Origin of the sequence: Pontixanthobacter gangjinensis (genome assembly GCF_009827545.1) — a bacterium.
Taxonomy (GTDB): Bacteria; Pseudomonadota; Alphaproteobacteria; order Sphingomonadales; family Sphingomonadaceae; genus Pontixanthobacter; species Pontixanthobacter gangjinensis.
Map to the genome: position 1 here is coordinate 2,500,703 of NZ_WTYS01000001.1, position 21,459 is coordinate 2,522,161.

A 21,459-nucleotide genomic window follows, 5' to 3' on the forward strand; every position below is an offset into this window, starting at 1 on the left:
GTTTCAAATTTTTCCCGGTGCATACCCCATAGTGCAAACATCTTTGGCTGTCGCCACCCACAACTTGCCCACTGGCACAACACCCCCCATATGTTCCCGCATGTCAGAACTCGTTATCCGCCGCGGCCTCGAAGAACCCGATACCAGCGGCGATTTTGTCCCGCACAAACCTGCGCGCCCGGAAAAATCAATGCCGGGTAAGAAATTCGAGCTGATTTCCGAATATGAGCCGGCTGGTGATCAACCAACCGCCATTGCCGATCTGGTCGCTGGTGCGAATGACGGGGACAAGACGCAAACTTTGCTGGGCGTGACCGGCAGCGGAAAAACCTTCACCATGGCCAAAGTGATCGAGGCAACCCAGCGCCCTGCCCTGATCCTCGCGCCCAACAAAATCCTTGCCGCACAGCTATACGGAGAGTTCAAAAGCTTTTTCCCGAATAACGCCGTCGAATATTTCGTCAGTTACTACGACTATTATCAGCCAGAAGCCTACGTCCCGCGCAGCGACACCTATATCGAAAAGGAAAGCAGCGTTAACGAGGCGATTGACCGGATGCGCCATTCGGCCACCCGCTCGCTGCTAGAGCGCGATGATGTGATAATCGTGGCATCGGTATCATGTATTTACGGCATCGGCTCGGTCGAAACCTATTCGGCAATGATTTTTGACATCAAGACCGGCACCTCCGTCGATCAGCGCGAGATGATCCGCAAGCTGGTCGCTATGCAATATAAGCGCAATGACGCGGCTTTCACCCGCGGCACGTTTCGGGTGCGCGGCGACAATCTGGAAATCTTCCCGAGCCATTATGAGGATATGGCATGGCGGGTCAGCTTCTTCGGCGATGATATCGAGGAGATAAGCGAATTCGATCCGCTGACGGGCAGCAAAGGCGCCAGTCTGGAAGTCGTGCGCGTCTATGCCAATTCGCATTATGTGACCCCTGGCCCGACCATGAAACAGGCGGCCGACGCGATAAAGTTCGAACTGTCCGAACGGCTTAAGGAATTGAACGAAGAAGGCCTGCTGCTGGAAGCGCAAAGGCTGGAGCAGCGAACTAATTTTGATCTGGAAATGATTGCCGCCACCGGCAGCTGCGCAGGCATCGAGAATTATAGCCGTTTCCTGACCGGACGTTTGCCGGGCGAACCGCCGCCAACATTGTTCGAATATCTGCCCGAAAACGCCTTGCTGTTCGTCGATGAAAGTCATCAGACCGTCCCACAAATCGGCGCAATGTCGAAAGGCGATCACCGCCGCAAATTGACGCTGGCCGAACATGGTTTCCGCCTGCCCAGCTGCATCGACAACCGCCCGCTGCGCTTCAACGAATGGGACGCAATGCGGCCGCAAACCTTCGCGGTTTCCGCCACGCCCGGCAATTGGGAGATGGAGCAAACCGGCGGCGTTTTTGCCGAACAAATCATTCGCCCGACCGGCCTGATTGATCCTCCGGTGGAAATTCGGCCCGTCGAAGATCAGGTGCAGGATTGCATCGACCAGTGCCGCCAGACTGCCGAGAAAGGCTACCGCACATTGGTCACCACATTGACTAAGCGGATGTCCGAAGATTTGACCGAGTTCATGCATGAGGCGGGTCTGCGCGTTCGCTATATGCATAGCGATGTCGAGACGCTCGAACGGATTGAATTAATCCGCGATTTGCGGCTTGGCGTCTATGATGTGTTGGTCGGTATCAACCTTCTGCGCGAAGGGCTTGATATTCCCGAATGCGGGTTGGTGGCGATCCTGGATGCCGACAAGGAAGGCTTCCTGCGTTCCGAAACTTCACTGGTGCAAACAATTGGCCGCGCCGCGCGTAACGTCGATGGCAAAGTAATCCTTTATGCAGACCGGATCACCGGCAGCATGGAACGTGCGATGGCTGAAACTGACCGCCGCCGCGAAAAACAGCGCGCTTACAATGAACAACACGGCATCACCCCGACTACCATCAAGCGCAACATTCAGGACATCGTTGCCCACACCGCCAGCAAAGACGGGGTTACGGTCGATATTGGCGATGAAAAGGTCAACAACCTCGTCGGGCATAATTTGCGCGGCTATATCGAAGACCTCGAAAAGCGGATGCGCGACGCCGCCGCCGACCTTGAATTCGAAGAAGCGGGCCGCTTGCGCGACGAAATCCGCAAGCTGGAAGCCAATGAACTCGGTATTCCCGATGCGGACAAGACAGCCCCCATTGTGGGCCGGTCGATGGAAGGCAAGCCCGGCACACGCAAAATGGGCTATGGTCAAACGCAGCGGAAGTGGGGGAAGTGATGGCCCCGCTGCGCCCCTATCCACCAGTACCGCTGCGAGCAATTGTCCATGCCTTGTCGGTCAGCGCGGCGCTGGCGCTGGCCGCGTGCAAGCCGCCTGCCGCCGATGAATATGTCGAACGAATTGCGATTGATGATCGCCGAGAGGCTCCATCCATGCCTATCGACACGCCGAACACCGAAGGCGCAATTTGGGCTGACAGCACCCAGCCTGACCGGATGCTTTACGGCAATACGGGGCAGCCAGCGATTTTTGCATTGGGCTGCGAGAAAGCGGGTGCCGCTTACAAGGTTCATATCACTCGCTTTATTGCCGCCGACCCGCAGGCGAAGGGGCTGATGGCGCTGATCGGCAATGGCCATATTGCCCGCCTGCCTGTCGATTCAGTGTGGAATGGCAAGGTTTGGTTATGGGAAGGGTATTATGATCCGCGCAATCCAGATCTTGATGTCCTCACAGGCCCACGAAAAATCGAAGCGACCATACCTGGCGCAGGCAGCGTTGTGCTCAATCCAAGCCCGCGTCCAGCCCAATTGATTGACCATTGCCGCCAGCTGTCGCAGCCTTCCGGCGAATAGGTTCGGTCACAATATCGGACGTCAGGATTTGTGGCAAAATTTCCGCTTCCGCGCCTGGCAAATACCAAACATATAGCGGGATGCCAGCAACGCCCTGCTCGGTCAGATATTGCGTGATCGCATCATCAGGCTGCGTCCAGTCCCCACGCATCGCAACAACTCCGGCTTGCTCAAATGCAGCGCGGGTTTCTTCCCGCTCAATCGAGGTTTGCTCATTCACTTTGCAGGTGACGCACCAATCGGCGGTGAACCACAGGAACACTGGCTGACCAGCAGCCCGTGCCTCAGCCAAAGCGTCCGCGCTGTAATTGACCGGATCCAGGATAGATTCCGCCGCCGAGCCACCAGCTTGGGAATGGGTGGCGGGCAAGGCGAAGCCCGCAAAAATCAGAAACGGGGCTGCGATCAGGCCGAAAGCAGGCCATGCGATTTTACCGCTGCGCTGCAACCTTCCAGTGATGAGAAGGCCTATTATGATACCTGCAACCAGCACCAGAGTGACCAATGCGAATTTTGTGCCACCCAGCCGCGAAACCAACCAGATCAACGCCAGCGCGGTTAGGCCCATGGGGATCGCCATTAATCTGCGAAAACGCTCCATCCACGGCCCCGGCTTGGGAAGCATTCTGCGCAGTCGCGGGATGAAACCAAGCAGCAGGAATGGCAGGGCCAGTCCCGATCCCAGCGCCGCAAACAGCAGCAAAGCCTGCGCTGACGGCAGCAATAAAGCCGCGCCCATCGCCGCCGCCATAAATGGCCCCGTGCAAGGGGTGGCCACGACCGCTGCCAGCAAACCCGTGGCAAAGGCGCTGGCTGGCTTTCCTCGCCGTCCCTTCGCAATTGGCCCTGCATTAAGTGATGGTAATTCAAAAACGCCTGCAAGATTCGCGGTGATCACTGCCGCGAGCACCAGCAAAGCAACGACCACCGCTGGCTCCTGCAATTGAAACGCCCAACCGACTTGTTGTCCTGCTGCGCGCAGAGCCAGCATCATGCCGCCAAGCCCGACACAGGCCATCACGACCCCGGCAGTGTAAGCCAGGCCTTCGCTGCGCGCCTGACGTTCACTTCCTCCTGCTCGAACGAGCGACATCGCCTTCAGGCTCAGGATCGGGAACACGCAGGGCATCACATTCAGGATCAGCCCGCCCGCCAGTGCCGCTAGCAGCAGCCAGCCGAGCGCAGGCGCGTCACCTTCGGAATTTATGAAGCTTGCATCCACGTGGCCAGCTACGGCTTTGAACTGGATTGAACGGCCATCGCCAAATGACAGAATGCCTTCCACCTCTTCGGGTGCGCCGCTGTCTTCATCGGCATAACCTTCGGGTAAGATCAAACGTTTCAGCGGAATTTCTACTGCCAGCCTGTCGCCTTCATAGGCGAATTTCTGCCTCGCTGCGTAAGACGGTTGAAGGCCCTGACTCAAGCTTCTGTTGGCGAGAAAAAGATGCGGCGCACCCAGATCAAGCCCGGCAGGCATGGGGATCGCAATCCGCAAATTTTCGCCCGTGATCTGGAAAGTTGCGGCGCTTTCGATCATCGGCGGGATTGCGCCACGCCATTCGGCAAAGCGGCCGTCGGTGGGGCCGGAGCCGACCGCAATCTTGAGCGAAAAACTGCCCTGCTCCTGCACACATATCCGGTCGGTGCAAGCGAGCCATTGTGCGGAAAGCCCGACTTTTTCGGTTTGTCCGACCCTCGCCGAAACAGGCACAGTGACCGGTATCAGAACCGCGTATGCCCCCTTGAAAACATGGTTCATCAGACCGCTGATCAGCAATCGGTCCGGCGCAGGATACAGCGGTTCTCCTGCACTCCAGCCCTCTGGTAACTCCCAATCCAGCTCCATTCCGTACCCGGCGTCTCCCGGGTTCTTCCAATAGCCGTGCCATTCTTCGGAAACAGGTACGAAGGTCATAGCCAGCATGATTTGCTGGCCGGGTTTTGCGGCACCTTCTGCGACCAAATTTGCTGTGAGGTTAGGCGCAGTGCGCGGGGCATTCTGGATCGGGGTTTGAGACAGTGCCTGTCCAAACGCGGCTGGCGCGAAACACATCGCCAACGCCATAGCTAACAGAACCGCAAATCGGTGCGCCATTTGGCGTTTGACCTTTATGGCAGGTAATCTCTTTGCGTGTTGCACAATCGGCCATCTAGTGCTTGGACGGGCAAGTCGCAATCGCTGCCTAATGAAAGCCGCCATCCAGCAATGCCAATCGCGCGAAAAATCCGGACCTTCAGCGATTTGCCCGCTAGCGAAAAATTCGCCTTTCTCGAGGCCAGCATATTGCTGGCAATAGCGCGGATTGTTGTCGATTTCGTGCCGCTTTCCAAATGGCGCAAGCAGGTGGCGATCAAAACCTACCAACCTTGCGAGGCGGAGCAATTGGGCAAACCCCAGCGGGAGCAGGCGCGCATGGTACTGCGCACAATTAAGCGCGTTGGCCGCAATGTGCCGGTCAAATTCGTCTGCCTGCCGCAAGCGCTTACCGCACGGTGGATGCTGAGCCGCCGCAACATACCGACTGAATTGTTTTTGGGCACCCGCAGGGAGGCCGAGGTTAACCGCGAATTTCACGCCTGGTTGATGGCTGGTGATATAATGGTAACTGGCAATTGCGACCCGGAAGATTATGCCATTTTGGGATCACAGAAGCGGGATTGACCGAAATTCTAGCGCCGGAACAATCGCCCAATCCCAAGGATAGGGGAGAGTACCGATAGCAGCCACAAATGCGCTGGAGACAGCGACAATATTTCGAGATCTGCGGGCCGGGCAAGTTCGCGCAGCAAAGCCTCACGGCGATATCCGCGCCCATCATGCAACAGCATAGAATGGCGTATACGTTGGATGAAGTGGCGCCAGTCCTTCAGGCTGTGCTCGCGGGCGGGCAATTCAGCGAAAATCATCGGCATCTGCAATGCGATAATCTCGTCCGTATCGTGCTTGCAAACCAAATCCTGCAAGTTGCTGGGCAACGGCGTTCCCAATATACGCTGCGATAAATCGAGCGAGGCCGCCAGCATTTTTCCCAACTGGCCCAGCTCTGCCAAATCGAGCATTTCTACAATTTCGTCAGAGGTCATCCCGCGAATTACACGGTCAATATCAACCAGCCATTTCAACCGGACCCAGCCATGCTTGATCCCATGCGCGGCAATATAGAGGGCATGGGCGGCAGGCCGGAGCATCGGAATAGGCAGGCCTGCTGCTTCATCCTCGACCAGCAGGCGGGTCCAATTGGCGTCGAGATGGGCCATCAAGACCGGATTTTGGACCTTGCGCCAATGAAGGTCGATTTGCAGCCCGTCGTTGCGCCGGATAAAAGTCATGGCATTGTGCAATCGGCGAAAACTGGCGCGTTTTCTATGATCCAAAGCAAATTTCGGATAGAATCGGTCAAACCCGTGCGCTCGGACAATGGTCTCCGCTTCCTCATACCGGTTCGGGTCGACCAGCAAATCGATGTCGATCATCTCACGATCTGACGGCTGGTCGTAATAATGCGCGGCAACGCCAATCCCTTTAAGAACCGCGCAAGCGATGCCCGCTTCGCGCATCGCTGTGGTCAGCAATCCGGCGACATGCACCCCGCGCATAAAAACCTGCGCATTTGCCGATGTGGATGCCGCGAAGCGGTCACACATATCTGATGGCGGAGTGATGTGCGGTGCCGCTGCCAAACCCGAATGGACCAGTGCAGCTACGCGATGACGGGTCACCAATGCCTCGAAGCGCGTCCAGTCCATATTGGGCGAACCGCTCGAAAATTCAGGCGCAAAGGGTGAAACGCCCGGCATTGTCGCTAGCAACATGGCCAGCAACCTTTGCTCTCTATCCAGTAATTTGGTCACCACAGCCCCCAGCTAAACCACAACTGCTTGTTGCCTTTCTTTCCATCTGGCAAGGCCCATCGCGCAATGGGACCATTCAAAGCATATTTGGCCGATATTTGGCGCGATTCCGGCAAACAGATGCCGTGGGCTGCAACACTGGTCGTCTTGGGTGCCCTTGTCGAAGGGATAGGCCTTCTCGCAATTTTGCCGCTCGCTGCGCTTATCACCGGCAATGCGGACACGGAACTTGGACGCTCTGCATTATCGGCAATGTCCGGGATTGGCCTAGTCACGGAATTTTCAAGGGCTTTGGCACTGACGACAGGGTTCTTGATCATCCTGGCGATCCGCAATCTGATTATGTGGCGGCGCGACACACTCTTGTTCAGCCTAGGGGTTTCCTATGTAGACCGGTGGAGGACGCGTTTGCTCAGCGCAATTGGCAATGCTGATTGGGCCACCGTCAGCGCGCTTCGGAGAAGCGATTTCGAACATGCGATAACCAACGACGTTTCGCGACTGTCATCCAGCACCGACCAGATGCTGCGTTCCGCGGCTATGATCGCGCTCAGTGTGGTTCAACTCGGCATTATTGCTGCGCTTTCGCCCATGCTGTTGATCTTGGTGTTTGCGCTGCTAGGCGTGTCATTGCTGTTCACTCTCCCGCTGATGCGTAAAGCGGGACGATTGGGCAAGAAGCTGACCAAGTCGGGGCGCAGGATTTACGGCGTACTCGGCGATTTCATGTCGAGCCAAAAACTGGCCAGATTGAACAATGCTGAAGCAGATTTCCTTGAAAGGTTCTCCGGCTCGATCCGCGATGTGAGGACAAACCAAACCGCCTTTATGTCTTCCCAAATCGTCGCGCGTGGCTGGTTCCAGATGGCCGCCGGCGTGGCGGTCATTGCCGCCCTGCTGATTGGCGTGTTCGTTCTGAATACACCGCTTTCGGTGCTTGCGGTGACGATTCTGGTGTTGGCAAGACTGGTCGGCCCGGTCCAGATGATCGCGCAAACTGGACAGTCGCTGGCAAATGCATTGCCCGCATTTACCGAGCTCAATCGAACTCTTATCGAATTAAGGCAGGTGGCAGCTCCGCCCGCTGCTACCAATTGCACCTTATCAGACAGGTCTGGCCCGGCCTCACTAAGGCTGGAAAATGTCAGTTACACCTATCCAGACACGGGCGAGAAGATTTTGAACGGCGCAACGTTTGAAATTACCGCTGGCGAGATTGTCGCATTGGTTGGGCCATCAGGCGTTGGAAAGACGACATTGCTAGACATCACGTCTGGCTTGTTGCGGCCAGATAAAGGCACGGTATTTGCCGATGGAGAGGCAGTTCGCAGCGAACAGGAAATGCGGCAATGGCGCGACCAGTTGGCTTATCTGCCGCAAGACCCGTTCCTGTTTGACGCCAGCATCAAAGAAAATTTGATGTGGTGCGCACGAACCAGCGATGAAGGCGACATAGGGGAAGCGATCAGAATAGCTGCGATTGACGGTCTTACCAGCGATGGCCGCGAAGGGCTGGACATCAGAGCCGGTGAGCGAGGCCAGTCGCTGTCGGGAGGAGAACGCCAGCGAATTTGTCTGGCAAGAGCTTTGCTGCGCCGCCCCCGGCTACTCATTCTGGATGAAGCGACCAATGCTCTCGACGCGCGTCTGGAGGATCTGGTGCTTGAAGGCTTGCGGTCACTACGCAGCCAGTTTTCGATCCTGCTGATCACCCACCGCGCCGAAACCCTGCGCCATGCAGACCGCGTATTGCGCCTGGAAAATGGCCGGGTTTTAGAAGCATGAGTGCGGCTGTGATTGAACGCCGCCGCGATGCAATCAAGACACATCTGTTTCTGCTGTGCCCCAACAACAGTGGCTCCACCTATCTCTCCCGCGCATTGGCAACTTCGCCTGCGGTTTGGAGTTTGGAGAAAGAGGGCCAACATATGATCGGCTTTGCCGGCCCATCGACTTTGGAAAGCCCGTGGCCCTTAATATGGGGCAGCAGCGAAGATAGCATCGCTCATTTTCGCGACAGCCCGGATTATGATTGGAGCCGGACCAAAAGAGCGTGGTATTACCATGCATCGGCGAAGCGCGACGATGCCCCGATTTTCCACACCAAAGCGCCGCCGTTCCTGTTGATTGCAGATCAGCTGGCTAACAATTTTGCCGGGGCCGCCTTTCTATTCATGGTCCGCAATCCCTACGCCGCGATGGAGGGCATTCTGCGCCGCCATGACCGCGCCGGCTTCCTTAACCGGAGCCCTGATTTGGCAACAGTTGCAGCACGGCATCTGGTCACTTGCCTAACCGCGCAGAGGCATAATATTTCGGAATATGCAGAGATATCTATCGACTTCCGGTACGAGGATTTGTGCGCATCACCGCAGGAGATTTCCAACCAGATCTCCAACTTCTTGCCAGAGATCGGCCCACTCGACCTTGCCCAAAAGCTCGCGATTAAAGGAACTTATGACGAACCCTTAAGAGACATGAACACAGAACAGATTGCCCGCCTGTCTGCCGAGGAAATTGCCGCCGCCAATGAAGTTTTCCGGCCCAATGCGGAACTGCTGTCACATTTTGACTATCGGATAATCGAAACATAAATATGCCACAGACCATTGCCGTGCTTCAGGTGCGCGCAAAAGGGGAGTTTAAACGTGCCGCCACGGGTCAAAAAACCTACAGATATCCGCGAGTTGGCTACTGTCGAAGTCAGTCGTCTGATTGCACTTGCCAGCCGTATATCGCCGGAGACATGGGGGCAGGAGGACCGGCATAAGGAGAACGACTTTGCCGTATTTCACCACACGCAGCACCTAGTATTCCGCTTCATAAGCGAGAACCGCGACCCTGAAGATTTTTATGCCAATCCAGCTTGGGATGTGTGGAAACCCGTCTTGATGCCGCTAATGCAGCAAGCGATTGCGCCATATGGCTTTCGCAACCCGCAATTTCCCAAGGCAATGCTGGCCAAATTGGCTGCTGGACACCAGATTGATCCGCATTATGACGGGGCTGGTTCAAACCAGCGCGTGCACAAAATCCATATCCCGCTGGTGACCAATCCCGAAGCCGAATTTCTGGTTGGTGATGGTCGATTCCATCTAGACGTTGGCAAAGCGTACGAGGTCAACAACATCATTTCTCACGGCGCGGTCAACCAAGGTAGCGAGGACCGAATCCACTTCATCTTTGAAGTATTCGAGGGCGATTATCAGCAAACCACAGTCAGACCAGACGGAGGCACCGCCGCTAATGCCGACCTATAAAGCCTATGGCCTGACAATTAATTCAGATATTACGCTACCCGCTCTCGAGCAATTGGCAGCGCCCGATGCAACCTCAGCTGCCGATATTGTCTTCGAAGAAGGGCGCGTTCCTGTGGGCGCAGGGGGCGCGAACAAATTTCGCAATTGGGAAGCCGGGCCAGGCCGATTCATGAGCCACTTTTTTGAGGTTGGCCGGTTTCTGGTTACCGATGGTAATTCGGTCCTATACCACCGTGAATCCAGCGCTGATGACACGCAAATTGTCTCGGTTTTGCTGGGCACATGTCTGGGCGCAGCGCTGATGCAGCGGCGAATCCTTCCGATCCATTCCTGCTGCGTGCTCACAGATAAAGGCGCGGTGCTGGTGATGGGCCGGTCCGGCGCTGGCAAATCGACCACGCTTGGCGGATTGCTGGAACTGGGCCTGCCGATGATGGCGGATGATGTGACCGGGTTGACCATCTCAGACAGCGGCGTTCCGATGGCGATTCCCGCTTTTCCTTCCATCCGGCTATGGCAGGACTCGCTCAAAACCCTGGGACACACTCCGCAAGGCCTGGCCAAAGTGCGCAGCGATATGGAGAAATTCTACCTCCCCAGCGGCACCTTTCACGATAGGCCCGAACCTATTCGCGGGATCGCCTATATATCAGCGAGCAACGCCAGCGAATTAAGTTGTGAGGGCATCGCACCAGCCCATAAAGTTGAATCGCTAAGCCGGTTCATCTTTCGCAAGAACTTTATCGATGGAATGGAGATGCGGCGGTTTGCGTTTCAAACTGTTGCCGATGCGGTCAAAGAATTGCCAATGGTCAGAATTGTACGCCCTGCCCAAGCAGTTCCTCCTCGTAAAATTGCCGAAACAATTCTTCGTAGCCTTGAACTGATCGAGGCAGGCAACGCTTTCGAGCCAGCGAGATGAAACAGGCTACCGCCCGTTTCGGAGATGGCCGGTCCATTATCTGGCTCGCATCCTACCCGAAATCGGGCAACACATGGCTGCGCAGCCTGCTAACCGCTTATTGCTATCCCGACGACGAATTCGATATCAACGCGTTGATCGGCCAGCAGGATCCGTTTGACCGGCAATTGCTCGACGATCACGCAGGGATCAGTTCGGCGGAAATGAGCGATAGGGAACTGATTCCCTATCAAGCGCAATTGCACCGCCATTTGGCGCAACACGCGCAGCCCCCATATTTCATCAAAACTCACAGCGCCTGTCGCGTTTCGCATGACGGCACCCATCTATTCCCGGCGGAGGCCAGCGCCGGAGCAATCTATATCGTCCGCGATCCGGTGGATGTGGTCCCGTCGCTTGCCCATCATGAAGGACGGGATTTCGATTGGACGATAGCACGGATGGCCGATGCCGAGGCGGGATTGGACATATGGCCCAACAAAGGCGGCCTGATGGTGCCGCAATTTATGTCAAGCTGGTCCGTCAATGCGCAAAGCTGGCTGGATCAAAATCAAATTCCGGTGCATCTGCTGCGCTATGAAGATTTGCACGGCGATACCGAACGGCACTTTGCCGATGTCCTTCGCTTTTGTGCAATTGAGATCGATCAATCTCGGCTATTGGCCGCAGTGGAAAGATGCCGAATAGACCGCTTGCAAAGCGACGAAACCAAGAGCGGATTCAACGAGCGGCCGTCCTCGGAAAGGCCGTTCTTTCGTGGAGGCAGAATTGGTGATGGACACAAAAAGCTGAGTAAAGAGCAGAAAATTGAGGTGCGAGAACAACACGCGAGCGCTATCGAAGAGCTTGGCTATAGGGTGTGATCGCGGCAAACCGGGCTCAGCTGGACCATAGATTTGAACACGAAAGATGGGACGAAATGGCGGAAAACAAATTGTCGGCTAAGTGCGTTGTGAAACGGAATGAGGATGTGCTGTTCAGCGAGGTAGCTGACGGTATGTCATTGATGGATATCGATAGCGGGAAATATTTTCATTTTGATCAGACCGGATCGGTAATCTGGAAACAAATCGACGGAGACCTTACTATCTCTCAGCTATGCGAGAACGTGCAAAGGGAATTCGACGTTGATGCAGAGACTTGCGCCGCTGATACGATTGAATTCCTGACAGAATTAAACCAGCTTAAGCTGGTTAGTTTTCAAAGCTAAGGTAGATTCACCAATTTCCTTGCAAAGTCAGTAATTTTAAGCAAAAAGGCGACCATAGTCGGTCGCACGATTTTTAATTTTGGGGTATTTTATGACACAGCATCAGAACGAGCGCAGCCCGCAAGCGAAAACTGCGACTTGGACTAAGCCAAATGTCACTACTGTGACACCAGTGCGCAGCACACGCGGCGGATCGGGCAATATTCGTGCTACAGAAAATATATTCTACGCGACATCCTAAACACTTTAGCTAACTAACCGGCATTTCTGGCTAGTCCGGATTGCCGTTTAGCTATCGCGCTTACTTTTCAGGCCCGAAAAAATAGAATCAGCAATCTGCTGGCAGTGATTTCTTGCGCCTGGGGCATTGCCCTTCTTTTACCGATAGCGCTATTTCCGAAACCATGATCACGGCAAGTCTAAACCGGGCACCGATCGGCACGGCTGGTGACAGCAGGTCCATTGGTGGCTTGCAGTCCGGTAATTTGTTGATCTTTGCAGACGCGCGGATTGATGACCGGGCATCACTGCTTTCTCAATTGAGTGAATCCCGGCCCGATAGTGATGCCGATCTAATCCTCGGCGCGTACCGCAAGTGGGGACCTAATTGCATTCGCCACCTAACTGGTGATTTTGCATTTGTAATTATCGATCAGCAGGCAGGCAGCATATTCTGCGGGCGCGATCACATAGGCGCCCGGCCACTTTATTACGCGCTTGGCAGCGATCGCATGCACTTTGCCAGTAACATTGACGCATTGATTGCTGCGGACCCATCGCTCAATAGCATCGACCCAGAATTTGCCGCGATGGCGCTCGTCGATAACACTTTCGCATCCTCTGACCGGACATTCCACAGGCGCATCCGAAAGCTGGCCCCAGGTCATACGCTGGAGGTTGGACCGAAGAGACACCAAATCGAGCGCTGGTGGAACCCTCGCGACATCTCCCCTTTAACATTGCATAACGAAGCAGAATATGTCGAAGCGGCACGATCGGTCTTTGCTACCGCAGTTGAAGACCGCATCTGTGCTGCCGAGCGAGTTGCAGTCCATTTGAGCGGCGGGCTTGATTCTTCTGCTGTTGCGGCAACAGCAACCCGATTATTGCGACAATCTCGGCGTGCAGAGCCGATTGGCTATGCATGGCATTTGCGCGCTGCGGATATGCCCCAAGACGACGAGTCAATCGTGGTGGAAGCAGCGCGCGACGCCTTGCAGATCGAGGCCTTTGCTCCAGTGGCGGATAAGGATTCCATCGTGGCGCTTTTGCGAGCAGATTGGAGCCGGGGCATAGATGCAGGCATCCTAATCAGTGAAGGCGCGATACAGGATCATGCGCAGCAACAGTCAATCAGCTTAATTCTCTCCGGTTGGGGCGGAGACGAAGGCCTGTCTTTCAATGGCCGCGGCTATCACGCCCAATTGCTAACCAGCGGCGATTGGCGCGAATTGAGCAGGGTTTCAAACAACCCCGGCGTGGTAGCCTTGCTGAAGGGGATTAGAAACGGTTTGCGCGAATTGGGCAAAGGCGTGCAATCAGCAGGGATGAAGCGCAGGACCAAGAGCAGCTATCTATCGCCGGACTATACGAGCCTGATCGGCCAATTCAAACACGCACCCATTTCCTTTCGCAGCCCGCAACATGTGATGGCTGGCTTGATTGATACAAACCACCTCGCTTCCCGGCTGGAGTCTTGGGCGCTATCTGCCCAGCCAAAATTCATTCAATATGCCTATCCTTTGCTTGATCGCAGAGTGATGGAATTTGCATTGTCTTTGCCCGGACATATGTTCTTGCGCGATGGCACGCGGCGGTGGATCATGCGCGAGATGATCGACCCGGCCATTCCTGACATAATTCGCCGCAACACGCAGAAAGCCGAGCCAGCCCGGGTAAAGGCTGCAATTCCTCACCTTCATAAGGCATTCCACCGATGCGCTGATCTGTTAGAAGGCCAGAATGGCAGGGGCGAACGCGATCAATATGTCGATCTCAAGCGGTTGATCGCCGACTTGCGCGGACCGGAGGAAGCAGTGCGAGCCAACTTGTCTTACAAGCGCCGGGCGCTGCAGTTCCTGCTGTTTTGACCTTGGCCAAACCTGCCCCCGCAAAAATTGACACTCTGGTGACGGTGACATCGCGCGACTATTTGCCGGGCACTTGGGTGATGCTGCATTCCTTCCTTCAGGCGCATCCTGACTTCGATGGCGATATCGCTGTCTTGGCGGACGACTTAGCCGACAAAGACAAATATCAGCTTTCGGTAAGTTTCGAGAGGATCGGCTTTAGCGAGCCATCGGAAAAATTGGCGCGCTCGATTGCCGATTTGACCCGCAGCGTTCCCAAGCTTCAAGGACGTGCCCGGCGGTTCTTTTCACTTGAGGCTTTCAATCCTGCCCGCGCGGGCAACGTGTTATTCTGCGACAGCGACTTGCTGTTCCGCTCAGGCATAGATGCCATGTTGGCAATGGATGGTGCCATCATCGCCTGTGGGGATCGGGCGCAGCTAATCGGATCGGGCCGCGACCAAAGCAGCTTGGCTGAATTGGATGGCTCTGAGACAAGAACGCCGGTGAGAGATGGCTTTGCGACCTTCAATGCCGGTCTGATGCTGATCAGGCCGGAACTTCGCACACCGGAAAACTGGGCCGCCTTGCTCGGCCATTTGGACCACAAGGTTTGGGGTGAAATCGCGACCCAGCACACTGATCAGGCAGTTTACAACAAAATGTTTGGAAGGCAGGTTACTCTTGCCGGTGCCTCGCATAATTATCTGGTTGGCCATGGCTCAGCCCTGAGGAATGCTGCCATCGCGCCAATGTCTGAAGCCAAGGTGCTGCATTTCAACGGTCCTGCAAAGCCATGGCATTTCGGGCGACATCTGGATGCCGCAACTGCCGATGCCAGCTATGTCCGCGCCTTTCAGGATTGGTATTCGGCATATACCAGATTCCTGACTTCCCATCATTTCGTAGCCAATACTGGCAGCGACATCAGCTAGGGCGCGCGGCGGATAATCAATTCGCTGTTTGCCGCGAAATCGCCGGTCAACCCGGTCTTGGTGCCATCCGGCCAGATAATGTCGACGCGGCTCACCTTGCCTGACTTGCCCAACCCGAAATGCGCCTGCGGATAGATACCGGTAGCAAACCCGCCGCTTTGGCGAATTTCACGCATTTGCCGCGTTCCATCCGCCAAGCTTAGCAAAACCTGCGACCCGACACCTGCCCGATTACCCAGCTCATCTTCCAACCGCACCCACAGCGCACGGCCGGAAGGTGCGTCATTTCGGTGAATAATTGGCTGCGTCAGCGCCGAGGCACGGATGATATCCATATCGCCGTCCCGATCATAATCTATCAGAGCATAGCTGGAGGTTGCCATTCCGTCGGACAGCCCGAAGCGCGCTTCTTCTCGAATGAAATTCTTGCCGCCTTGGTTGCGGTAGAATGCATTGGCCACCGTGGTTCGGTGGTAGATCATCCCAGACCCGACAAACAGATCCTGCCAGCCATCCTGATCGAGATCGACGAAGCGCGAATTCCAGCTCCAGCCGGGGCGGTCCACTCCGAAGTCAAGAGCACGATCCTGATACACGCCCGCATCGTCAATCTTCAACAAAACATTGCGCCCCCTGATGCCTCCAAGGTAATCCAATTTTTCAATCGCCTCAGCAGCGTTCGGATACCGCTCGGTCGCGGCGCGTTCGCAATGCCTCACAAATTCATCACTCAACCCGGCCAATTTCGAACAGAAACTTGTATCGGCCAAATAACCGGAGCGCTGGATGGCGCTGGTGGCCGCACATAATGCTTTGTATTTAGGAACGGTAATTTCGTTGCAACGCGAATAGAGCGAATGGGCAAGATCGATCGGCATCGCGCGATTGCGTATTTCGACAAAGCACGCGCCCTTTGATTGCAAGTTCAACTGATTGTCTTCGCAATAGGCCAATGAGGGAATGGATTGCATCTGCCGGCTCGGCATTGCAATCTGCGCCGAATACAGCTCCTGCTGCAAATCATTGTCGATATCCCCCATGTCGTAACTCATGGTGGTTGTAGTCAGATAGGGGACCAACCCTTCCGACTTGGTCATCAATTCAAATTGGCGTCCGCCGCGGCCCAGATAAATCTTGTCCGCTGTTGAAACATCATCGCCAATCATGATGTCCATGTGCCCATCCTGATTAATATCTGTGACCAGTGAGCTGAGCGATTCGCCGGGGATACCCACAAGAGTTTGCGGAGTAAATTTGCTGACGCCTTCGTTCCAAAAAATTCGATCAGTCGATGAGATTAGATAGGGGTTGTTGTTGTTGCCGGTGGTGCCCAATGTCCAATTGGCTGCGACGATGTCCAAATCACCATCATCGTCCAAATCAGCAAAGGCCGGTGCGCCGACCAGTCCGGCTTGCCCGTTTGGCAGCACGGTTCGCCTGTCATAATCGAATTTACCGCCGTTATTCCAGAATATTTGCGTGTCATGCAGGAAGCTGGAGACGAACAAATCGGGCAGCCGGTCGTCGTTCAAATCTGTGAGAACGACCGAACCGACAAATTGCTCCGATACCGGCCCAAGATCGAGCTTCACTTCGACAAATTTGCCCCCGCGATTGGAAAACATTTGCAAGCCCCCAACCGACGGGTTGCGCGCCATTATCAAATCAACCCAGCCGTCCTGCTCGATATCGCCCGCGGCCATTGCCCAAAACATCAGATAGGGTTCGAGCACGTCCAACCCGACCGGATACGGTGTAACATCGAGACCGATTTCAGGGCCCATCAATCGTTGAAAGCCGACTTTTGCGTTATTTTTACCATCAGCGAAGGGCGTCGCGGTCAAAGCCGACACCGCACCCGGCCCACTATGTTCTATCGCAGCATCAGCTGCAGCCAGCTCTACCCGCTTAGCCGGATCGAGATCCGCAAAGTCCACCGCATTGGATGGCCCGGCCACCGGCTTCTCCAATTCGAAATCAGCGAGATAGCCAATGTTGGCTTCATGCGCCTGAAGGATCACATATTTGTCAGCGTAATTGACCACTACCCCGCATAAAACTGCCAAGCCGGCCAAAGAGGCCATCATTCCGCTGGCGATTTTCCAGGACACTGCCCTGCCCACAATCATGTAGGAATAGATGCTGAAACAGCCGAGTGCGAACAGCAGCGGCATAACAAATTTTACCGGCCAACCGGCATTGATCAGAATAACCGCGAGAATTACGTCAAACGCGATCGGCACCGGCAGGATAATCGCCACCACCGCAATCGCGCACATCGCCAGCAAAATGCCGATTTCACCTTTGGGAACAGAGACAATCCGCCGAAAATCATCCCAATCGAGCAAGGTGACCATGATCGAGCCCAGCACACCAGCCAATATCATCAAGGGAACTGTGACCGCGACAATAAATAGCAAATTGCGGCCAAATGTCCGCCCAAGCCAGAGCAAAGCCTTGCCCCAATTGTCGATGTCCGATGCCGGAACCGGTAATGGCCGAAGCGCCTCCAACTTGCGGGTCAACCATCCGCGGCGGCTGTCCAGCTCGTCATGCGCAGCATCGAGCGCGGTTTCTTTATACCCCGATTTGCCCAATAGCCGCGTCAGCAACGGAACCCCGATCAACACGAAGCCCAGCGCCGCAACCAGCTTCACAATAGCAACATGAAATGGCAGCAGCGCGAATGTCATGCTGACCACTATTACGTTCAAAGTCGGGGACGCGACCAAAGCGCTTAGCGTCGTTTCCAGCCGCATTCCCGAGCTGTGCAATCCGCGCGCGATCGGTGCCGCGCAATTTACGCATACCCCCAGCGGAGTGCCGATTGCTGCCCCCAGCGCCGCATTGGCGAACGGATTTTCAAACCCGCGCCGCTCAATCAGGCCAAACAAGGTTAGCGCGCAAGCGGCAAACAACACGCCGAACGTCATCCCCTTCCAATTGGTGTACATCCAATTGACCGAATTGACGGTAATTTCCCACAATATGCCGCTGCCCGGAATCCATTCAAGTAGCTCATCAAAAGCGATGCCGCTGACGTTGGTGCCGCCGCCCATCATGGCTTTTTCGTCAAGCGCCGGATAGCGCGATTGAGTCCAGAAATAGACCGCAATTAGCGCAGTCAGAGCAATCGCCAGAAGCAGGCGCCTATCCGCGAAAAATTTGCCAATGCCCGGCGCATTACCGCCATCCGCATATTGCCCCGTAGATGCGTTTGTCATGATATGTTGGATAGTGCCCCGATAGTGATGCGGATCGCTTGAACAGTCTCGTTTGACGACTGCCCCCTCAATTAGCCAGAACACTATCACACAGACCATTCTTCGCAAGCGAGGAACGCTTGCTTGCCAGGCAGCGTTACCTCTAGGACAAACCAAACAGCGGCAATATTCGCCCGGCATTTTAAACACGCATGGAAAACCACAATGGATGAACAGCGCGACCTTTTGATTTTGGGCGGCGGATTGGTTGGCATGACACTGGCTCTGGCTGCCGCGAAGAAAGGCATTTCCAGCCATGTGGTGGATCGCGCCGATCCGTCAGAATTGACCGCAGAAGGTTTTGACGGACGCGCATCTGCCATTTCCACCGCCAGCTGGAACCTGTTTACCAATATCGGGCTAGCCCCGCGCCTTGAACCGCACGGATCGCCGATTGCCTCGATTGCGGTGACCGACCAGATGAAGCCGGGGGCGCTCGATTTTACGCCTGAACCGCATGAAGGCACGTTGGGCCGGATGTTCGCCAACCGCGAGTTGCGCCTGGCTTTGTTCGAAGCAGCAAGCGAAGAACCGCTCATTTCTTGGCACGCGAGGGCCGATGTAACAGCGCGCGAGCGCGGCGCGCACGGCGTTAGTGCTACGCTTGCCAGTGGACAGACCCTGCGTGCCAATCTGATGATCGCAGCAGAGGGGCGCGGGTCACCAACGCGCGATGACGCAGGCATTGTTATTGCCAAATGGAGTTACAGCCACCGTGCTATAATCGCCGGACTGACACACGAAAAGTCGCATGATCAGGTAGCGTGGGAAATATTCTATCCCGCCGGACCATTTGCGCTATTGCCCATGCTCGATCTGCCCGATGGCACACATCGTAGTGCGCTGGTCTGGACGGTGGATGAGGCTGATGCGGCAGGCACCTTAAAACTATCCGACCGCGCCTTTCTGGCAGAGGTCGCAAAGCGGATGGGCACGATGTTTGGTGAGATTACCTCCGTAGGACCGAGATCATCCTATCCGCTGGGCTTCCATCATACCGCAAAGATTACATCAGACAGGCTCGCGCTGATTGGCGATGCCGCGCACGGTATCCATCCAATTGCAGGACAAGGACTGAACCTTGGATTGCGCGATGTTGGCGCGTTGGTTGATGTACTCGCAGAGGGAATGCGGCTGGGGCTGGAGCCAGGTGACGCACAATTGCTGGCAAAATATGAACGCTGGCGCGGTCTCGACAGTTTTATGGTCGCACTCGCCACCGACGGGCTCACCCGCTTGTTCGGGGTACCGGGCAAGACCGCATCTGCAGCGCGGCGGCTGGGAATGGCCGGCGTCCAGCGCACCCCTATCTTGAAAAACTGGTTCATGGATGAAGCACGCGGCATGACCGGCGATATGCCCGAACTGCTAAAGGCATGAATTGCCTTGATAGAAAACCGGCTAGTTTTTGACTATTGCTCTGTGGGTGATTGCTGGCCCGGTCCGGGCTGTTTGATGGGGGTTCCTTTGCCATCGCGCAGACGCTCCGGCTCGACCACGGCAACAGTTTCAATCAGATCTAGCGCCCGCTGGGCCGCTGCATACCGTTTCGCATCTGCAATCCAGGACTCGGCATTATTTGCACCAGGCAGGCTCTCAACTTCTTGAATCGCGGAAGAAACACGGCCGCTTTGCAGAAATAGTCGTGCTCGCTCTACCCGGCGTTCGGGCTGCGGCGACGGCGTACTTTCACGGCGAATGATGAACATCTCTCTCAACCCCCGCCTCAAACTTTCAATTGCGCCTTCATCACTGTTCACAGTCAGATCCGGTGCCACGCCATCAAGCTGTGCAATCAATTGATCGATAGTGATGGGATTGCGCGATGTTTCAATCACTGTGTTGACCGCATTGGGCAGAGCATCGCTGAACCGTAGCCGCAATTGGTCCGCCAGATAGCCAAGCTCTGCGCCGCGTTCGAGCGAACGGCGCGCAGCAAATGCAATCAACAAAGCTTCTGCCCGTCCGGCATTGCCCGATGCTGCCTGAGCCTGAAGATCGAGCCGCGCCAGACGCTGTTCTGCCGCCGCCAATCGCTGGTCTAGGCCGCCTTGTTGTTGTTCTACGCGTTCGACTGCTTCGGTTGCTTGCGCCGCATCTTCCACGGTCGCCGCTTCCGACGGGGCCGGGCTGGGCCCTTCATCATCTACAATAGCGTCGGCAGTTACGCCCACAGCTTCATTTTCTACTGCAACGTCGCCCCGAGTTGGCTCGCCGTCCCACGTAAAGTACCCGACCAGCAGAGCGCCAAGCAAGAAAGCGCAAAGTGTGACGCCCAATATCGCCTGCCAGGACCCGTTCTTTCGGGGACTTGAGATTTGTCGGTCCATCAATTTCCGTTCTTCGGCCCGCTTTCAAATGCGGTTGTATAGCAAGTGCGACCTTATCTCGTTATTTACACATGTTTTGAATCATGGCCAGCAAAGCGGCATCATCGGGCGCAGCCGCCACGGCGACTTCAGCCCAGCCATCGCCTGCTGCGTCAGCTATTCTGGGGCCGAGAGCTGCCACAGCTATAGTGCCGCGATCTATTGCCAACCGTCTGCATTCACTTGCAAAATGCTCAGCTGCGCTTGCTGAATGCAGCGCTATTATCGCATGGTTTGCCAATATGGCAGGCAGCGTATCGGGCATCGGCAAAGCGACCGAACGATAGACAATTCTTTCCACGATTTCTTGCCAAGAGGCGGGTGAAAGCGGAATTTTTTCCTCCCCCGCCAAGCGCAACAGGCGGATTGGCCGGACGGGTAAATTGTCGAGCAGAGCCTGCAACCCGCCCTTCCCCACAACTTGGATGGTGAAGCCAGCCGCTTGCGCGATCTTCGCGGTTGTTCGGCCGACCGCATAGGCAGGCAGTCGTTTAAGATGCTTCAACTGCTCTCCGCCTTGACGGATCGCATTGGCACTGCCCAGCAGAATTCCGTCAAAATCCTCGCGCTTGGGATTAACCCAATCAAGCGGTTCGATTGTGAACAGCGGGACGCCTGTGATGGTCAGCCCCAATTCCCGGCCCTTGACGACGGTGTCCGAAAGCCCCGGCTCTGGCCTGATACATACGATAGTGCGCGCCTGCGACACAA

Annotated in this window: 18 protein-coding genes; 13 read left to right on the forward strand and 5 right to left on the reverse strand. The window is 55.6% G+C overall.

Features of this window, described 5'->3' with window-relative positions; translation table 11 throughout:
* Positions 1–100 precede the first annotated feature (100 nt).
* A complete protein-coding gene (gene uvrB / locus GRI36_RS11940) occupies positions 101–2,287 on the forward strand; it encodes an excinuclease ABC subunit UvrB (protein WP_160598656.1) in 2,187 nt (728 codons plus the stop codon).
* Entirely contained in the window at positions 2,287–2,865 is a 579-nt protein-coding gene (locus tag GRI36_RS11945; RefSeq protein ID WP_160598657.1) for a hypothetical protein, read from the forward strand. Before uvrB ends, GRI36_RS11945 begins: the two co-directional genes overlap by 1 nt.
* On the opposite strand, the gene GRI36_RS11950 is transcribed toward GRI36_RS11945, so the two are convergent.
* Positions 2,795–4,963 carry a protein-disulfide reductase DsbD family protein gene (locus GRI36_RS11950; RefSeq protein WP_160598658.1) on the reverse strand — a complete coding sequence of 723 codons (2,169 nt, stop codon included), beginning with the start codon at positions 4,961–4,963 and terminating at the stop codon, positions 2,795–2,797. The genes GRI36_RS11945 and GRI36_RS11950 overlap by 71 nt on opposite strands.
* Positions 4,964–5,074: 111 nt before the next feature.
* On the opposite strand from GRI36_RS11950, the gene GRI36_RS11955 reads away from it, so the two are divergent.
* Positions 5,075–5,530 (forward strand): lasso peptide biosynthesis B2 protein, encoded by a 456-nt coding sequence (locus GRI36_RS11955; RefSeq protein ID WP_160598659.1) that lies wholly within the window; start codon positions 5,075–5,077, stop codon positions 5,528–5,530.
* Positions 5,531–5,538: 8 nt separating this feature from the next.
* Here GRI36_RS11955 and GRI36_RS11960 read toward each other — a convergent pair whose 3' ends face one another.
* Positions 5,539–6,720: a nucleotidyltransferase domain-containing protein gene (locus GRI36_RS11960; RefSeq protein WP_160598660.1), complete on the reverse strand. Its 1,182-nt coding sequence runs from the start codon at positions 6,718–6,720 to the stop codon at positions 5,539–5,541.
* A gap of 66 nt (positions 6,721–6,786) precedes the next feature.
* On the opposite strand from GRI36_RS11960, the gene GRI36_RS11965 reads away from it, so the two are divergent.
* The 9 genes from GRI36_RS11965 (at position 6,787) to GRI36_RS12005 (ending at position 15,116) form a co-directional block, all read left to right on the forward strand.
* Positions 6,787–8,505: an ATP-binding cassette domain-containing protein gene (locus GRI36_RS11965; protein WP_160598661.1), complete on the forward strand. Its 1,719-nt coding sequence runs from the start codon at positions 6,787–6,789 to the stop codon at positions 8,503–8,505.
* An 8-nt stretch (positions 8,506–8,513) separates the two neighbouring features.
* Positions 8,514–9,314: a sulfotransferase gene (locus GRI36_RS11970; RefSeq protein ID WP_160598662.1), complete on the forward strand. Its 801-nt coding sequence runs from the start codon at positions 8,514–8,516 to the stop codon at positions 9,312–9,314.
* Positions 9,315–9,368: 54 nt separating this feature from the next.
* Positions 9,369–9,980 (forward strand): aspartyl/asparaginyl beta-hydroxylase domain-containing protein, encoded by a 612-nt coding sequence (locus GRI36_RS14040; RefSeq protein ID WP_160598663.1) that lies wholly within the window; start codon positions 9,369–9,371, stop codon positions 9,978–9,980.
* Entirely contained in the window at positions 9,967–10,902 is a 936-nt protein-coding gene (locus GRI36_RS11980; protein ID WP_160598664.1) for a hypothetical protein, read from the forward strand. The genes GRI36_RS14040 and GRI36_RS11980 overlap by 14 nt, the downstream gene beginning before the upstream one ends.
* Complete coding sequence (locus GRI36_RS11985) at positions 10,899–11,765, forward strand: sulfotransferase domain-containing protein (RefSeq protein WP_160598665.1); 867 nt, start codon at positions 10,899–10,901, stop codon at positions 11,763–11,765. Before GRI36_RS11980 ends, GRI36_RS11985 begins: the two co-directional genes overlap by 4 nt.
* Positions 11,766–11,821: 56 nt before the next feature.
* A complete protein-coding gene (locus tag GRI36_RS11990) occupies positions 11,822–12,112 on the forward strand; it encodes a PqqD family protein (RefSeq protein WP_160598666.1) in 291 nt (96 codons plus the stop codon).
* A gap of 91 nt (positions 12,113–12,203) precedes the next feature.
* Positions 12,204–12,353: a hypothetical protein gene (locus GRI36_RS11995; RefSeq protein ID WP_160598667.1), complete on the forward strand. Its 150-nt coding sequence runs from the start codon at positions 12,204–12,206 to the stop codon at positions 12,351–12,353.
* 163 nt (positions 12,354–12,516) lie between these two features.
* Entirely contained in the window at positions 12,517–14,202 is a 1,686-nt protein-coding gene (locus GRI36_RS12000) for an asparagine synthetase B family protein (protein WP_160598668.1), read from the forward strand.
* Between the two features lie 38 nt (positions 14,203–14,240).
* On the forward strand, positions 14,241–15,116 hold the full coding sequence (locus tag GRI36_RS12005) for a glycosyltransferase (protein WP_328598388.1): 876 nt from the start codon (positions 14,241–14,243) through the stop codon (positions 15,114–15,116).
* Here GRI36_RS12005 and GRI36_RS12010 read toward each other — a convergent pair.
* A complete protein-coding gene (locus GRI36_RS12010) occupies positions 15,113–18,340 on the reverse strand; it encodes an FG-GAP-like repeat-containing protein (RefSeq protein ID WP_160598670.1) in 3,228 nt (1,075 codons plus the stop codon). The genes GRI36_RS12005 and GRI36_RS12010 overlap by 4 nt on opposite strands.
* Before the next feature lie 204 nt (positions 18,341–18,544).
* On the opposite strand from GRI36_RS12010, the gene GRI36_RS12015 reads away from it, so the two are divergent.
* Positions 18,545–19,759, forward strand: coding sequence for an FAD-dependent monooxygenase (locus GRI36_RS12015; RefSeq protein WP_160598671.1), 1,215 nt, complete (start codon positions 18,545–18,547; stop codon positions 19,757–19,759).
* A gap of 32 nt (positions 19,760–19,791) precedes the next feature.
* Here GRI36_RS12015 and GRI36_RS12020 read toward each other — a convergent pair whose 3' ends face one another.
* The gene (locus tag GRI36_RS12020) at positions 19,792–20,658 is read right to left on the reverse strand and encodes an MICOS complex subunit MIC60 (RefSeq protein ID WP_235902252.1); all 867 of its coding nucleotides are present in this window, start codon (positions 20,656–20,658) and stop codon (positions 19,792–19,794) included.
* 112 nt (positions 20,659–20,770) lie between these two features.
* Positions 20,771–21,457, reverse strand: a complete 687-nt coding sequence (locus GRI36_RS12025; protein ID WP_160598673.1) for a uroporphyrinogen-III synthase — start codon at positions 21,455–21,457, stop codon at positions 20,771–20,773.
* Between the last annotated feature and the right edge of the window lie 2 nt (positions 21,458–21,459).